Raw genomic sequence first — 15,565 nt, 5'->3', positions numbered from 1 at the left:
CCCGTTAAGCCTGTCACCGGTCAACTAACTATGCTCCATGCGCATCAGGGGGATAGGTGCGTGGCGGCTCTTGTGATAACATCCGGCGTTTTCCGAGGCAGCTCCACGGAGCTGTCTTTACTGCGCAAATCCGCGATCCAATGTTGATTTGTCGTAAGTCGGCGCATGGCACTCGGCCTGCCCCGACGAGCTTCGTTGCTCCCACATGGATATGACGAAGTTTCACCAGAAAAAGGAATCAGGCTTCTCATGGGCGAACTGGCCAAAGAAATCCTCCCGGTCAATATCGAAGACGAGCTGAAACAGTCCTACCTCGACTACGCGATGAGCGTGATCGTCGGCCGTGCACTGCCGGATGCGCGCGATGGCCTCAAGCCCGTGCACCGTCGCGTACTGTTCGCGATGAGCGAGCTGGGCAACGACTTCAACAAGCCGTACAAGAAATCTGCCCGTGTTGTCGGCGACGTGATCGGTAAGTATCACCCGCACGGTGATACCGCGGTGTACGACACCATCGTTCGTATGGCTCAGCCTTTCTCCCTGCGCTACCTGCTGGTAGACGGTCAGGGCAACTTCGGTTCGGTCGACGGCGACAACGCTGCGGCCATGCGATACACCGAAGTGCGCATGACCAAGCTGGCGCACGAGCTGCTGGCCGACCTGCACAAGGAAACCGTGGACTGGGTGCCGAACTACGACGGCACCGAAATGATCCCGGCAGTGATGCCGACCCGTATCCCCAACCTGCTGGTCAACGGCTCCAGCGGTATCGCCGTGGGCATGGCGACCAACATTCCGCCGCACAACCTCGGTGAAGTCATCGACGGTTGCCTGGCGCTCATCGACAATCCCGAGCTGACCGTCGATGAACTGATGCAATACATCCCCGGTCCGGACTTCCCGACCGCCGCGATCATCAACGGTCGCGCCGGCATCATCGAAGCCTACCGCACCGGTCGCGGGCGCATTTACATGCGCGCCCGCTCGATCATCGAAGACATCGACAAGGTCGGTGGCCGTCAGCAGATCGTCATCACCGAACTCCCTTACCAGCTGAACAAGGCGCGTCTGATCGAGAAGATCGCCGAGCTGGTCAAAGAGAAGAAGCTGGAAGGCATCACCGAGCTGCGCGACGAGTCCGACAAGGACGGTATGCGCGTCGTGATCGAACTGCGTCGCGGCGAAGTGCCTGAGGTGATCCTCAACAACCTCTACGCCCAGACTCAGCTGCAATCGGTATTCGGCATCAACATCGTTGCGCTGATCGACGGCCGCCCACGCATTCTGAACCTCAAGGATCTGCTGGAAGCCTTCGTCCGTCACCGTCGCGAAGTGGTTACCCGCCGTACCGTGTTCGAACTGCGCAAGGCGCGCGAGCGCGGGCACATCCTCGAAGGTCAGGCCGTTGCCCTGTCGAACATCGATCCGGTGATTGCCCTGATCAAGGCTTCGCCGACGCCGTCGGAAGCAAAAGAAGCACTGGTCAGCACGCCTTGGGAATCCTCGGCGGTGGTGGCGATGGTTGAGCGTGCCGGTGCCGATTCGTGCCGTCCGGAAAACCTCGACCCGCAATATGGTCTGCGCGAAGGCAAGTACTTCCTGTCGCCAGAACAGGCGCAAGCCATTCTGGAACTGCGTCTGCACCGTCTGACTGGTCTGGAACACGAAAAACTGCTGGCCGAGTATCAAGAGATCCTCAACCAGATCGGCGAGCTGATCCGCATCCTCAACAGCGCCGTGCGCCTGATGGAAGTGATCCGCGAAGAGCTGGAAGTGATCCGCGCCGAATACGGCGATCAGCGTCGCACCGAAATCCTCGATGCCCGTCTCGACCTGACCCTGGGTGACATGATCCCGGAAGAAGAGCGCGTCGTGACCATCTCTCACGGTGGCTACGCCAAGACCCAGCCACTGGCTGCGTACCAGGCTCAGCGTCGTGGCGGTAAAGGCAAGTCGGCCACCGGCGTCAAGGATGAGGACTACATCGCTCACCTGCTGGTTGCCAACAGCCACACCACGCTGCTGCTGTTCTCCAGCAAGGGCAAGGTGTACTGGCTCAAGACCTACGAGATTCCGGAAGCGTCCCGCGCCGCCCGTGGTCGTCCGCTGGTCAACCTTCTGCCATTGAGCGAAGGCGAGTACATCACCACCATGCTGCCGGTCGATCTCGAAGCCATGAAGCGTCAGGCTGATGAAGAAGAAGCCGAAGGCGTCGAGGCTGATGTAGAAGAAATCGAAAACAGCAACGAGACCGACGAAGAGCGCCGCGCCCGTATCAAGGCTGCCGACCGCAAGAAAGCGCCGTTCATCTTCATGTCGACCGCCAACGGTACCGTGAAGAAGACTCCGCTGGTGGCCTTCAGCCGTCAGCGCAGCGTTGGTCTGATCGCGCTGGAGCTGGACGAAGGCGACATCCTGATCTCCGCTGCCATCACCGATGGCGAGCAGGAAATCATGCTGTTCTCCGACGGCGGCAAAGTAACGCGCTTCAAGGAATCCGAAGTTCGCGCCATGGGCCGTACCGCCCGCGGTGTGCGTGGCATGCGTCTGCCGGAAGGGCAGAAGCTGATCTCCATGCTGATTCCGGAAGAAGGCAGCGAAATCCTCACCGCCTCCGAGCGCGGCTACGGCAAGCGCACGGCGATCACCGAGTTCCCTGAATACAAGCGTGGCGGTCAGGGCGTAATCGCCATGGTCAGCAACGAGCGTAACGGCCGTCTGGTCGGCGCAGTTCAGGTGCAGGATGGTGAAGAGATCATGCTGATTTCCGATCAGGGCACTCTGGTGCGTACCCGTGTCGACGAAGTGTCGAGCCTGGGTCGTAACACTCAGGGCGTGACGCTGATCAAGCTGGCCAAGGATGAAACCCTGGTCGGGCTGGAGCGGGTTCAGGAGCCTTCGGAAGTTGAGGGTGAAGAGCTTGAAGGTGAAGAGGGCGAGGAATTCGAAGGCACTGTCGTAAGCGACGATGCCGGTGAAGACCAGCAACTCGACGCCGCAGCAGACGAAGAACCGCAAGAATAAGCGGACAAACGAGGGGGCGGATGAGAATTCGCCCCCTTGTTATTTGTCCGGTATGAAATATCGGCGCCCATGGAGATCCTTGTGGGAGCGAGCTTGCTCGCGAAAGCGGAGTATCAGGCGACATCTTTGTTGAATGTCAGTCCGCCTTCGCGAGCAAGCTCGCTCCCACACACGATTGGCGCCGACTGATATGTGATACCACCAAATCAGAGCGAGATTGGATGTGAGCAAGCGAGCCTATAACTTCTGCGCCGGTCCTGCGGCGCTTCCTGAAGCTGTCCTGCAGCGCGCCCAGGGTGAACTCCTTGATTGGCATGGCAAGGGTCTGTCGGTAATGGAAATGAGCCATCGCAGTGATGAGTTCGTGTCCATCGCCACCCAGGCCGAACAGGATCTGCGTGACCTGCTGAATATCCCGTCGAACTATAAAGTGCTGTTTCTGCAAGGTGGCGCCAGCCAGCAATTCGCGCAGATCCCACTGAACCTGCTGCCTGAAGGCGGTTCTGCCGACTATATCGACACCGGTATCTGGTCGCAGAAAGCCATTGAAGAAGCCTCGCGCTACGGCCACGTCAACGTTGCCGCCACCGCCAAGCCTTACGACTATTTCGCCATTCCGGGCCAGAACGAGTGGAACCTGTCGAAAGACGCCGCTTACGTTCATTACGCGCCGAACGAAACCATCGGCGGTCTGGAATTCCAGTGGATCCCGGAAACCGGTGACGTACCGCTGGTGGCCGACATGTCCTCGGACATTCTGTCGCGTCCGGTCGATGTCTCGCGTTTCGGCATGATCTACGCCGGCGCACAGAAAAACATCGGCCCGAGCGGTATCGTCGTCAACATCATCCGCGAAGACTTGCTGGGCAAGGCGCGCTCGCTGTGCCCGACCATGCTCGACTACAAGGTCGCGGCCGATAACGGCTCGATGTACAACACCCCGCCGACGTTGGCCTGGTACTTGTCCGGTCTGGTGTTCCAGTGGCTGAAAGAGCAGGGCGGTGTCGAAGCGATCGCCAAACTGAATGACGTCAAGCAGCGCACGCTGTACGACTTCATCGACGCCAGCGGCCTCTACAGCAACCCGATCAACAAGTCGGACCGCTCGTGGATGAACGTGCCATTCCGTCTGGCCGATGATCGTCTGGACAAGCCGTTCCTCGCCGGCGCCGAAGAACGTGGCCTGCTCAATCTAAAAGGCCACCGCTCTGTGGGCGGCATGCGCGCCTCCATCTACAACGCCGTCGACATCACCGCGGTTAACGCGCTGGTGGCGTACATGGCTGAATTCGAGAAGGAACACGGCTGATGTCCGAGCAAGAACTCAAGGCACTGCGCGTTCGCATCGACGCTCTGGACACCAAAGTCATGGAGCTGATCAGTGAGCGTGCGCGTTGCGCCCAGGAAGTCGCGCGAGTAAAGATGGCCTCGCTGGCCGAAGGCGAAGTGCCGGTGTTCTATCGTCCTGAGCGCGAAGCTCAGGTGCTCAAGCGTGTGATGGAGCGCAATCAGGGGCCGCTGGGCAACGAAGAAATGGCGCGGTTGTTCCGCGAAATCATGTCCTCATGCCTGGCGCTGGAGCAGCCGCTGAAAGTGGCCTATCTGGGCCCTGAAGGCACCTTTACCCAAGCGGCAGCCATGAAGCATTTCGGTCACGCGGTGATCAGTAAGCCAATGGCGGCGATCGACGAAGTGTTCCGTGAGGTGGCGGCCGGCGCGGTGAATTTTGGCGTGGTGCCGGTGGAAAACTCCACCGAAGGCGCGGTCAATCACACGCTGGACAGCTTCCTTGAGCACGACATGGTCATCTGTGGCGAAGTCGAGCTGCGTATTCACCATCACCTGTTGGTCGGTGAGAACACCAAGACCGACAGCATCAGCCGCATCTATTCCCACGCGCAGTCGCTGGCTCAGTGCCGCAAGTGGCTGGACGCGCATTACCCGAATGTCGAGCGCGTGGCGGTTTCCAGTAATGCCGAAGCGGCCAAGCGGGTTAAAGGCGAGTGGAATTCGGCGGCGATTGCCGGTGACATGGCGGCAGGGTTGTATGGCCTGACCCGTTTGGCCGAGAAGATCGAAGACCGCCCGGACAACTCGACGCGCTTCCTGATGATCGGTAACCAGGAAGTGCCGCCGACCGGCGACGATAAGACCTCGATCATCGTGTCGATGAGCAACAAGCCCGGCGCGCTCCATGAGCTGCTGGTGCCGTTCCACGACAACGGGATCGACCTGACGCGCATCGAAACCCGTCCGTCGCGCAGCGGCAAATGGACTTATGTGTTCTTCATCGACTTCGTCGGCCATCACCGCGATCCGTTGATCAAAGGTGTATTGGAAAAGATCAGTCAGGAAGCAGTAGCACTCAAAGTGCTGGGTTCCTACCCGAAAGCAGTTCTCTAAGGGGCGGTAGCAAATGAGTGGCAACTTCCTCGCTCTGGCACAGCCGGGCGTGCAACAACTTTCGCCGTACATTCCGGGCAAGCCTGTGGACGAACTGGCGCGCGAGCTGGACCTGGATCCGGCCAAAATCGTCAAACTGGCGAGCAACGAAAACCCGCTGGGTGCCAGTCCGAAAGCCTTGGCGGCGATCCGCGAAGAGCTGGCCGAGCTGACCCGTTATCCGGATGGCAACGGTTTCGCGCTGAAATCGCTGCTGGCCGAGCAGTGCCGTGTCGAGCTGAACCAGGTCACGCTGGGCAACGGCTCCAACGACATTCTTGAGCTGGTCGCGCGCGCCTATCTGGCGCCGGGCCTGAATGCCGTGTTCAGTGAGCACGCTTTCGCTGTGTATCCGATCGCCACTCAGGCGGTCGGCGCGCAAGCCAAAGTCGTGCCGGCCAAGGATTGGGGGCATGACCTGCCTGCGATGCTTGCGGCAATCGATGCCAATACCCGCGTGGTGTTTATCGCCAACCCGAACAACCCGACCGGTACCTGGTTCGGTGCTGAGGCGCTGGACGAATTCCTGCAGGATGTTCCGGAGCACGTGCTGGTAGTGCTGGACGAGGCGTACATCGAGTACGCCGAAGGCAGCGATCTGCCGGACGGTCTGGATTTTCTTGCCGCTTACCCGAATCTGCTGGTTTCGCGCACCTTCTCCAAGGCCTATGGTCTGGCGGCATTGCGCGTCGGCTACGGTCTGTCGACTCCGGTTGTTGCTGACGTGCTGAACCGCGTTCGCCAGCCGTTCAACGTCAATAGTCTGGCCCTCGCGGCAGCCTGCGCAGCGCTGAAGGATGAGGAATATCTGGCGCAAAGCCGTCAGCTCAATGAATCGGGCATGCAGCAGTTGCAGGCCGGCTTCCGTGAGCTGGGTCTGAGCTGGATCGAATCCAAAGGCAATTTCATCTGCGTCGACCTCGGTCAGGTCGCGGCTCCGGTGTTCCAGGGCTTGCTGCGCGAAGGCGTGATCGTGCGTCCGGTGGCCAACTACGGCATGCCGAACCACCTGCGGGTGACCATCGGTCTGCCGGCGGAAAACAGCCGCTTCCTCGAAGCGCTGCGCAAGGTTCTGGCTCGTGGTTGATGTCACTGCACTGCAATCTGCTGCACCTATGATCGGGCGCCTTGTGGTGGTCGGTCTGGGATTGATCGGTGGTTCGTTTGCCAAAGGCTTGCGTGAAAGCGGCATCTGCCGCGAAGTGGTCGGGGTCGATCTCGACCCGCAATCGCGCAAGCTCGCGGTCGAGTTGGGTGTGGTTGATCGTTGTGAGGATGACTTGGCAGCTGCATGCCAGGGCGCTGATGTGATTCAGCTGGCGGTGCCGATTCTGGCCATGGAAAAAGTGCTCGCGCGTCTGGCTGGCATGGATCTGGGGCAGGCGATTCTGACCGATGTCGGCAGCGCCAAAGGCAACGTGGTGCGCGCGGCAACCGAAGCGTTCGGTGGTATGCCGGTGCGTTTCGTGCCGGGCCATCCGATTGCCGGTTCCGAGCAGAGCGGGGTGGAAGCCTCCAATGCCGAGCTGTTCCGTCGTCACAAGGTGATTCTCACGCCGCTCGAGCAAACCGATCCGGCTGCGCTGGCTGTGGTTGATCGTCTGTGGCGCGAATTGGGCGCCGACGTCGAGCACATGCAGGTCGAGCGTCACGACGAAGTGCTGGCTGCGACCAGTCATTTGCCGCACCTGCTGGCCTTCGGTCTGGTCGATTCGTTGGCCAAGCGCAATGAAAATCTTGAGATCTTCCGTTACGCTGCGGGCGGTTTCCGCGATTTCACAAGAATCGCCGGAAGCGACCCGGTGATGTGGCACGACATCTTCCTCGCCAATCGCGAGGCTGTCCTGCGCACACTCGATACATTTCGCAGCGACCTCGACGCCTTGCGCGACGCGGTCGATGCAGGGGATGGGCACCAATTGTTGGGCGTTTTCACTCGCGCCCGGGTTGCCCGCGAGCATTTCAGTAAAATCCTGGCCCGCAGGGCCTATGTGGACGCTATGAATTCCAACGATCTGATCTTCCTGGCTCAACCTGGTGGCCGCCTGTCCGGTCGGATTCGCGTACCGGGTGACAAATCGATTTCCCACCGCTCGATCATGCTCGGCTCGCTCGCCGAAGGCGTCACCGAAGTCGAAGGCTTCCTTGAGGGCGAAGACGCCCTGGCGACCTTGCAGGCATTCCGCGACATGGGCGTGGTCATCGAAGGCCCGCATCACGGCCGCGTGACCATTCACGGTGTCGGCCTGCACGGCTTGAAGCCGGCGCCCGGCCCGATCTATCTGGGCAATTCCGGCACGTCGATGCGTCTGCTGTCCGGCTTGCTGGCGGCGCAGAACTTCGACAGCACGCTGACTGGCGATGCGTCGCTGTCCAAGCGCCCGATGAATCGCGTGGCCAATCCACTGCGTGAAATGGGCGCCGTGATTGAAACCGCTGCTGAAGGTCGTCCGCCGATGACCATTCGTGGTGGTCACAAGCTTAAAGGCCTGACGTACACCATGCCGATGGCCAGTGCTCAGGTGAAATCCTGCCTGCTGCTCGCCGGTCTGTACGCTGAAGGCAAGACCACCGTGACCGAGCCAGCGCCGACTCGCGACCACACCGAGCGCATGCTGCGTGGTTTCGGCTACCCGGTCACCGTTGAAGGTGCTACGGCTTCGGTTGAGTCTGGCGGTAAGCTGACTGCAACGCACATTGAAGTGCCGGGCGACATCTCGTCGTCGGCGTTCTTCCTTGTAGCGGCCTCGATCGCCGAAGGTTCGGAGCTGGTGCTTGAGCACGTCGGCATCAACCCGACCCGTACCGGCGTGATCGACATCCTGCGTCTCATGGGCGCGGACATCACTTTGGAAAACCAGCGTGAAGTCGGCGGCGAGCCTGTGGCTGACCTGCGCGTGCGGGCAGCTAAACTCAAAGGTATCGAGATTCCCGAAGAGCTGGTTCCGCTGGCCATCGACGAATTCCCGGTGCTGTTCGTGGCGGCTGCCTGCGCCGAAGGGCGTACCGTGCTGACTGGCGCTGAAGAGCTGCGGGTCAAGGAGTCGGATCGTATTCAGGTGATGGCGGACGGTCTGTTGGCGCTGGGCGTGAAATGCCAGCCGACCCCGGACGGTATCATCATCGATGGCGGCCAGATCGGCGGCGGCGAAGTGCATGGTCATGGCGATCACCGTATTGCGATGGCGTTCAGCGTTGCCTCGTTGCGCGCCACTGCACCGATCCGCATCCATGACTGCGCCAACGTCGCGACGTCGTTCCCGAACTTCCTCGCGCTGTGCGGGCAAGTGGGTATTCGTGTGGCACAAGAGGCTCAGTCGTGAAAAACATTGCACCGGTCATCACCATTGATGGGCCAAGCGGCTCGGGCAAAGGCACCGTAGCCGGAATTCTGGCCAAGCGTCTGGGCTGGAACCTGCTGGATTCCGGTGCGTTGTACCGCTTGCTGGCATTTGCTGCGCACAACCATGGTGTTGATCTGACTAATGAAGAGCTGCTGAAGAAACTTGCCGCTCATCTGGATGTGCAGTTCTTTGCGGCGACCGAAGGTCAGTTGCAACGGATCATTCTGGAAGGTGACGAAGTCAGTGATGTGATCCGCACCGAAAGCGTCGGCTCCGGCGCTTCGCAAGTGGCTGCATTGCCCGCCGTACGCGAGGCCCTGCTGCAGCGCCAGCGCGCATTCCAGGAAGCGCCGGGCCTGGTGGCCGATGGTCGAGACATGGGCACGGTGGTTTTTCCGGATGCACCGCTGAAGATTTTCCTGACCGCCAGTGCCGAGGAGAGGGCGCGCCGTCGATATTTGCAGTTGAAGGGCAAAGTCGAGGGTGTTAGTCTGTCGAGTCTGCTAGATGAGATCCGTGCGCGCGACGAGCGTGACACCCAGCGAGCGGTAGCCCCGCTTAAGCCGGCGGCTGACGCCATACAGCTGGATTCCACGGAGTTGTCCATCGATCAGGTGCTTGAACGCATCATGAGCGAGATCGCCATTCGCGATATCGCCGGGTGACCAAGAAGGTTGCAGGGGACCAGTCATAGTCCTGCGGCGCTTCTTCTATATGAAACTAACCCACACCGTCTGGGGTGTGGAGATGGGCGTATCCTTCGCCCTCATTTACAGGAATTAAAATGAGCGAAAGCTTTGCGGAACTCTTTGAAGAAAGCCTAAAAACCCTGAACCTTCAGGCAGGCTCCATCATCACCGGTGTTATCGTTGATATCGATTACCAGGCTCGCTGGGTAACCGTTCACGCTGGCCTGAAGTCTGAAGCACTCATCCCGCTTGAGCAGTTCTACAACGACGCTGGCGATCTGACTATCAATGTCGGTGACGAAGTTCACGTTGCTCTGGACTCGGTTGAAGACGGTTTCGGTGAAACCAAGCTGTCCCGTGAAAAAGCCAAGCGCGCTGAGTGCTGGATCGTTCTGGAAGCGGCCTTCGCAGCTGAGGAAGTGGTCAAGGGCGTTATCAACGGTAAGGTTAAAGGCGGCTTCACTGTCGACGTTAACGGCATCCGTGCGTTCCTGCCAGGTTCCCTGGTTGACGTCCGTCCAGTGCGCGACACCACGCACCTGGAAGGCAAAGAGCTGGAATTCAAGGTCATCAAGCTGGACCAGAAGCGCAACAACGTTGTCGTTTCCCGTCGCAGCGTCCTGGAAGCCGAGAACTCCGCCGAGCGTGAAGCTCTGCTGGAATCCCTGCAGGAAGGCCAGCAAGTCAAAGGTATCGTCAAAAACCTCACCGATTACGGCGCATTCGTCGATCTGGGTGGCGTGGACGGCCTGCTGCACATCACCGACATGGCCTGGAAGCGCATCAAGCATCCTTCCGAGATCGTCAACGTTGGTGACGAAATCGACGTCAAGGTTCTGAAATACGATCGCGAACGCAACCGTGTTTCCCTGGGCCTGAAGCAACTGGGCGAAGATCCATGGGTTGCTATCAAAGCCCGTTACCCAGAAAGCACTCGCGTTACCGCTCGTGTAACCAACCTGACCGACTACGGCTGCTTCGCTGAGCTGGAAGAAGGCGTTGAAGGTCTGGTGCACGTTTCGGAAATGGACTGGACCAACAAGAACATCCACCCTTCGAAAGTCGTACAAGTCGGCGACGAAGTGGAAGTTATGGTTCTGGACATCGACGAAGAGCGTCGTCGTATCTCCCTGGGCATCAAGCAGTGCAAATCTAACCCATGGGAAGATTTCTCTGGCCAGTTCAACAAGGGCGATAAAATCTCCGGCACCATCAAGTCGATCACCGATTTCGGTATCTTCATTGGTCTGGACGGCGGCATCGACGGTCTGGTTCACCTGTCCGACATCTCCTGGAACGAAGTTGGCGAAGAAGCTGTTCGTCGTTTCAAGAAGGGCGACGAGCTGGACACCGTTATCCTGTCGGTTGACCCAGAGCGCGAGCGTATCTCCCTGGGCATCAAGCAACTGGAAAGCGATCCGTTCTCCGAGTACGTTCAAGAGAACGACAAAGGCGCCATCGTTAAAGGCACTGTGAAAGAAGTTGACGCCAAAGGCGCCATCATCGTTCTGGCCGACGATATCGAAGCGACTCTGAAAGCCTCCGAAATCAGCCGTGACCGCGTTGAAGACGCGCGCAACGTTCTGAAAGAAGGCCAGGAAGTAGAAGCCAAGATCATCAGCGTTGACCGCAAGAGCCGCGTGATCCAGCTCTCCATCAAGTCGAAAGACGATGCTGAAGAGAAAGAAGCTATCCAAAGCCTGAAGGCTGAAGAAGCTCCTACTGGCGACACCACCATGGCGGCACTGCTGCGCCAGGCAATGGCCAAACAGAACTAAGTTCTGCTTGATCATGAAAAAGGGCGACTTCGGTCGCCCTTTTTTGCGCCTGTGATTTGGTAACTCCAGGTTTTCGCGAGTGTTTCGGTGAAACCAATTCCACTTCAAGCTGGTCTGTTTCTTTAATCGGATCAATCGTCTATTCACGTCTAAGCTTGGTCTTAAGCGTGTAGTCGTCGGGCAGTTGCCTGGCATAAGGAAGTGGATGAACAAGTTTATTGTCCTCATGGCTGTACTGGTTCTGGCTGGCTGTACGACCAGTGCCAAGACTCATGCCGTGCGTGGTGTCAGTGGTATAGAGGTCGACTGCTCTGGGTTGGGCTCTGGCTGGGAGAAATGCCAGAAGCGCGCGGCAAAGGAGTGCAAGGGGGCGGGGTATAAGGTGATCACCCGATCGGATGATGCCAAGGATGAAGATGAGTTTCCTTTTGGCTTCAACCCCGCGGGCTACGTAACACGAACCATGCTGGTGATATGTCGTTAAGCATGTCGTGCCCTGTTTTTTGCTGGGATGCCCTGAAAACGGGCGTTTCGACGCGGTGGAAGATATGTCAATCCCTGGGCTGTTCAAAATCTTCCGGGCGTGCTAAAACCTTTCAAGCGCTGATCTAGCTGCTTGAAAAAGAAGGGAAAAATATGACGAAGTCGGAGTTGATCGAACGAATTGTCACCCATCAAGGGCTGCTCTCATCCAAGGATGTGGAGCTGGCCATCAAGACCATGCTTGAACAAATGTCCCAGTGCCTCGCCACCGGTGATCGTATCGAGATCCGTGGGTTTGGCAGCTTCTCCCTGCACTACCGTGCGCCGCGTGTTGGCCGCAATCCAAAGACCGGCCAGTCTGTCAGCCTTGACGGTAAATTCGTTCCGCATTTCAAGCCGGGTAAAGAACTGCGCGATCGGGTGAATGAGGAAGAGGAGGAGGGGGTTTGATCTTCGCTATTCAAAATCGAGGTGGCGTGAATGCGTAACCTGAAACGCATACTGCTTGGCGTATTTCTTCTGCTGATGGTCCTGATTGTCCTTGCTTTTGTGCTTGAGAATCAGCAGTCGGTTTCGCTTTTGTTTCTAGGTTTTTCCGGACCGCAGTTGCCAGTGTCGCTCATTGCAGTGTTGGCTTTGTTGATCGGAATGCTGATTGGCCCTGTATTGGGCTGGTTTCTGGGGCGTTCGTCCAGAGCCGCACGCAAGCGACTGGTCTGAAAACGACAGGCGAAGGGCATCTGTCGAAATTGCGCCTCAGTCTGTCTTTATCCATTAGTAAAACCATCATTAAGCTGTAAAATGCAGCCCTTGTTCGATCGTGCCTTATTGCATGACGATTCAGACTGACTCTGACGGATGCCAACTGTTGATGGCGTCTGCATTCATGGATTAGACCGCGCTCGCTGGCAGCGCTGTCCGCAGCTCAAGGGTATCGTTTCGCGTGAAAATTCTAGTAACCGGCGGCGCCGGCTTCATTGGCTCGGCAGTCATCCGTCACATCATCTCCAACACTTCCGATGCGGTCGTTAACGTCGATAAGCTGACTTACGCCGGCAATCTGGAGTCGCTGGCAGAAGTCAGCCAGAATTCGCGCTATGCATTTGAACGCGTCGATATCTGTGATCGTGATCAGATCGACCGTGTCCTGCGTGAACACCAACCGGATGCAATCATGCACCTGGCCGCAGAATCCCACGTCGATCGCTCGATCTCTGGTCCGTCCGAGTTTATCCAGACCAACATCATCGGCACCTACACGCTGCTCGAAGCCGCCCGCCACTATTGGGCCGCGCTGGATGATGCGCGTAAAGCCAGTTTCCGCTTCCACCACATTTCGACTGATGAAGTTTACGGTGATCTCGAGGGGCCGGAAGATCTCTTCACCGAAACCACGCCTTACCAGCCAAGCTCGCCTTACTCGGCAAGCAAGGCCAGCTCCGACCATCTGGTTCGTGCCTGGGCACGTACTTATGGTCTGCCGACACTGGTTACCAACTGCTCTAACAACTACGGCCCGTGCCACTTCCCAGAGAAGCTGATCCCTCTGATCATTCTCAATGCGCTGGAAGGCAAGCCGCTGCCGGTTTATGGCAAAGGTAACCAGGTTCGTGACTGGTTGTATGTCGAAGATCACGCGCGCGCGTTGTACAAAGTCGTCACCGAAGGTGTCATTGGTGAGACTTACAACATCGGCGGTCATAACGAAAAACAAAACATCGAAGTGGTGCATACCCTCTGTGCGTTGCTCGATGAGTTGCGCCCTGATTCTGCCCATCGTCCTCATGCCAGCCTGATTACCTATGTTCAGGATCGCCCTGGTCATGACGTGCGTTATGCAATCGATGCGAGCAAGATTCAGCGTGAGCTGGGCTGGACGCCGGAAGAAACTTTCGAGACCGGTATTCGTAAGACAGTCGAATGGTATCTGACCAACACCGAATGGGTAGAGCACGTGAAGAGCGGCAGCTACCAGCAGTGGATTGACCAGAATTATGCGGATCGTTCGAGCAAAGCATGAAGATCCTGCTTCTAGGAAAGAGCGGTCAGGTGGGCTGGGAGCTGCAGCGCTCACTGGCGCCGCTTGGCGAGGTGGTGGCTCTCGATCGTCATCCCGTTGATGGGCTCAGTGGTGATCTGTCCAATCTCGAATCCCTGCGCGCAACGATTCGTCAGGTAAAGCCTGACGTTATTGTTAACGCCGCGGCGTATACCGCGGTCGACAAGGCTGAATCTGAAACCGAGTTAGCAGATCACGTAAACGGCCTTGCGAGTGGCGTTATGGCGGAAGAAGCCGCAGCTTCGGGCGCATGGCTGGTTCACTACTCAACGGATTATGTTTTCAGTGGCCAAGGCGTGACGCCATGGCAGGAGACAGACGCTGTTGCGCCGGTGAACCATTACGGCGCCAGCAAGCTCGCCGGCGAGCAGGCAATTATCGCGTCGGGTTGCAAGCATCTGATTTTCCGCACCAGCTGGGTGTACGGTGCTCGCGGCAATAACTTCGCAAAGACCATGTTGCGCTTGGCGAAAGATCGCGAAACGTTGAGCGTTATCGCAGATCAGATCGGGGCACCTACCGGAGCTGATCTGATTGCTGACGTTACGGCGTTGGCCATCCAGCAAGTTCTCGGGCGTCCCGAGTTGGCCGGTCTCTATCACCTGGCCGCTGCGGGCGAAGTGTCTTGGCATGGCTATGCCAGTCATGTCATTGACTTCGCAAAAGTCCAAGGCGAGAAGCTCGCTGTGACGACGGTCAGTCCGATCGAAACAACGGCCTATCCAACACCTGCGCGACGCCCTTTGAATTCGCGATTGAATACTCAGAAGCTACGCGACAATTTTTCTCTACACTTGCCGGATTGGCAAAGTGGTGTAACCCGAATGCTTAGGGAAGTTCTGAACAAATGACCACGACAAATCGTAAAGGCATCATCCTCGCTGGTGGCTCGGGCACACGCTTGCATCCGTTGACTCTGGGTGTATCTAAGCAAATGCTCCCGATCTACGACAAGCCGATGATTTTTTATCCGCTGTCGGTATTGATGCTCGCGGGTATGCGGGAAATTTTGATTATCTCTACGCCTGATGATTTGCCGTGCTTCCGCAAGCTGCTGGGCGATGGCAGTCTGTACGGCATCAAGCTGACGTACGCCGAGCAACCTAGCCCGGACGGCTTGGCACAAGCCTTTATCATTGGCGAAGAGTTCATTGGTAAAGACCCTTGCTGCCTGATTCTGGGCGACAATATCTTTTACGGTCAGCATTTCTCGGAAAATCTGCGTTCCGCTAGCACTCAAGATCACGGCGCGACTGTATTCGGTTATCACGTGTCCGATCCAGAGCGTTTTGGTGTAGTCGAGTTTGACGCTGCCGGCCGGGCTTTAAGCATCGAAGAGAAGCCGCTGAAACCAAAATCCAGCTACGCGGTAACTGGCCTGTACTTCTACGACAACCAGGTCGTCGAGATTGCCAAGAACATCAAACCATCTCCGCGTGGCGAGCTGGAAATCACTGACGTTAACCGTGCGTACCTTGAGCAGAAGACTCTCAATGTCGAAATGCTCGGTCGCGGCTTCGCCTGGCTGGATACCGGCACCCATGATTCGCTTCTGGAAGCCAGTCATTTCGTGCACACCATCGAGCAGCGCCAAGGCCTGAAAGTAGCGTGCCTCGAAGAGATCGCTTATCACAATGGCTGGATCAGCGCCGAGCAGTTGGCTACTCAGGCTGACGCGCTGAAGAAGACGGGCTACGGTCAATACCTGCAGAAACTGCTGGATTCGCCTTCTCACTGACTCGAAGG

General features: G+C 57.9%; 13 protein-coding genes. All 13 read left to right on the top strand.

The annotated features are described in order from the left end of the window. Nucleotides 1–249 precede the first annotated feature (249 nt). The 13 genes from gyrA (at nt 250) to rfbA (ending at nt 15,557) form a co-directional block, all read left to right on the top strand. On the top strand, nt 250–3,024 hold the full coding sequence (gene gyrA / locus ACRRSD_RS06975; protein WP_435037612.1) for a DNA gyrase subunit A: 2,775 nt from the start codon (nt 250–252) through the stop codon (nt 3,022–3,024). A 223-nt stretch (nt 3,025–3,247) separates the two neighbouring features. After that, entirely contained in the window at nt 3,248–4,333 is a 1,086-nt protein-coding gene (gene serC, locus ACRRSD_RS06970; protein ID WP_435037611.1) for a 3-phosphoserine/phosphohydroxythreonine transaminase, read from the top strand. Next, entirely contained in the window at nt 4,333–5,427 is a 1,095-nt protein-coding gene (gene pheA / locus ACRRSD_RS06965) for a prephenate dehydratase (protein WP_007908404.1), read from the top strand. The genes serC and pheA overlap by 1 nt, the downstream gene beginning before the upstream one ends. Before the next feature lie 13 nt (nt 5,428–5,440). After that, nucleotides 5,441–6,553, top strand: coding sequence for a histidinol-phosphate transaminase (gene hisC, locus ACRRSD_RS06960; RefSeq protein WP_435037610.1), 1,113 nt, complete (start codon nt 5,441–5,443; stop codon nt 6,551–6,553). 28 nt (nt 6,554–6,581) lie between these two features. Continuing rightward, entirely contained in the window at nt 6,582–8,789 is a 2,208-nt protein-coding gene (locus tag ACRRSD_RS06955; RefSeq protein ID WP_435038480.1) for a bifunctional prephenate dehydrogenase/3-phosphoshikimate 1-carboxyvinyltransferase, read from the top strand. Continuing rightward, nucleotides 8,786–9,475 (top strand): (d)CMP kinase, encoded by a 690-nt coding sequence (gene cmk, locus ACRRSD_RS06950; protein ID WP_435037609.1) that lies wholly within the window; start codon nt 8,786–8,788, stop codon nt 9,473–9,475. The genes ACRRSD_RS06955 and cmk overlap by 4 nt, the downstream gene beginning before the upstream one ends. Nucleotides 9,476–9,594: 119 nt before the next feature. Then, a complete protein-coding gene (gene rpsA, locus ACRRSD_RS06945) occupies nt 9,595–11,277 on the top strand; it encodes a 30S ribosomal protein S1 (RefSeq protein ID WP_053122458.1) in 1,683 nt (560 codons plus the stop codon). A 205-nt stretch (nt 11,278–11,482) separates the two neighbouring features. After that, entirely contained in the window at nt 11,483–11,761 is a 279-nt protein-coding gene (locus ACRRSD_RS06940) for a hypothetical protein (RefSeq protein ID WP_007908433.1), read from the top strand. A gap of 152 nt (nt 11,762–11,913) precedes the next feature. Next, on the top strand, nt 11,914–12,210 hold the full coding sequence (ihfB, locus tag ACRRSD_RS06935) for an integration host factor subunit beta (RefSeq protein ID WP_003189779.1): 297 nt from the start codon (nt 11,914–11,916) through the stop codon (nt 12,208–12,210). Nucleotides 12,211–12,240: 30 nt separating this feature from the next. After that, nucleotides 12,241–12,480 carry a lipopolysaccharide assembly protein LapA domain-containing protein gene (locus tag ACRRSD_RS06930; RefSeq protein WP_435037608.1) on the top strand — a complete coding sequence of 80 codons (240 nt, stop codon included), beginning with the start codon at nt 12,241–12,243 and terminating at the stop codon, nt 12,478–12,480. A 223-nt stretch (nt 12,481–12,703) separates the two neighbouring features. After that, nucleotides 12,704–13,780 carry a dTDP-glucose 4,6-dehydratase gene (gene rfbB / locus ACRRSD_RS06925; RefSeq protein ID WP_435037607.1) on the top strand — a complete coding sequence of 359 codons (1,077 nt, stop codon included), beginning with the start codon at nt 12,704–12,706 and terminating at the stop codon, nt 13,778–13,780. Further along, entirely contained in the window at nt 13,777–14,670 is an 894-nt protein-coding gene (rfbD, locus tag ACRRSD_RS06920) for a dTDP-4-dehydrorhamnose reductase (RefSeq protein WP_435037606.1), read from the top strand. The genes rfbB and rfbD overlap by 4 nt, the downstream gene beginning before the upstream one ends. Then, nucleotides 14,667–15,557: a glucose-1-phosphate thymidylyltransferase RfbA gene (gene rfbA / locus ACRRSD_RS06915; protein ID WP_435037605.1), complete on the top strand. Its 891-nt coding sequence runs from the start codon at nt 14,667–14,669 to the stop codon at nt 15,555–15,557. Before rfbD ends, rfbA begins: the two co-directional genes overlap by 4 nt. The last annotated feature ends 8 nt before the right edge of the window (nt 15,558–15,565 follow it).

It is taken from the genome of Pseudomonas neuropathica (assembly GCF_051174785.1).
GTDB lineage: Bacteria > Pseudomonadota > Gammaproteobacteria > Pseudomonadales > Pseudomonadaceae > Aquipseudomonas > Aquipseudomonas neuropathica_A.
The sequence above is the reverse complement of the archived record's forward strand: the minus strand, read 5'-3'. Positions and strand labels throughout refer to the sequence as shown.

Coding starts and splice junctions, on each gene's coding strand:
- ACRRSD_RS06940 (WP_007908433.1), top strand. CDS start 11,483: ATGAACAAGTTTATTGTCCTCATGGCTGTACTGGTTCTGGCTGGCTGT.
- hisC (WP_435037610.1), top strand. CDS start 5,441: ATGAGTGGCAACTTCCTCGCTCTGGCACAGCCGGGCGTGCAACAACTT.
- rpsA (WP_053122458.1), top strand. CDS start 9,595: ATGAGCGAAAGCTTTGCGGAACTCTTTGAAGAAAGCCTAAAAACCCTG.
- ACRRSD_RS06955 (WP_435038480.1), top strand. CDS start 6,582: ATGATCGGGCGCCTTGTGGTGGTCGGTCTGGGATTGATCGGTGGTTCG.
- ihfB (WP_003189779.1), top strand. CDS start 11,914: ATGACGAAGTCGGAGTTGATCGAACGAATTGTCACCCATCAAGGGCTG.
- gyrA (WP_435037612.1), top strand. CDS start 250: ATGGGCGAACTGGCCAAAGAAATCCTCCCGGTCAATATCGAAGACGAG.
- rfbA (WP_435037605.1), top strand. CDS start 14,667: ATGACCACGACAAATCGTAAAGGCATCATCCTCGCTGGTGGCTCGGGC.
- rfbD (WP_435037606.1), top strand. CDS start 13,777: ATGAAGATCCTGCTTCTAGGAAAGAGCGGTCAGGTGGGCTGGGAGCTG.
- pheA (WP_007908404.1), top strand. CDS start 4,333: ATGTCCGAGCAAGAACTCAAGGCACTGCGCGTTCGCATCGACGCTCTG.
- ACRRSD_RS06930 (WP_435037608.1), top strand. CDS start 12,241: ATGCGTAACCTGAAACGCATACTGCTTGGCGTATTTCTTCTGCTGATG.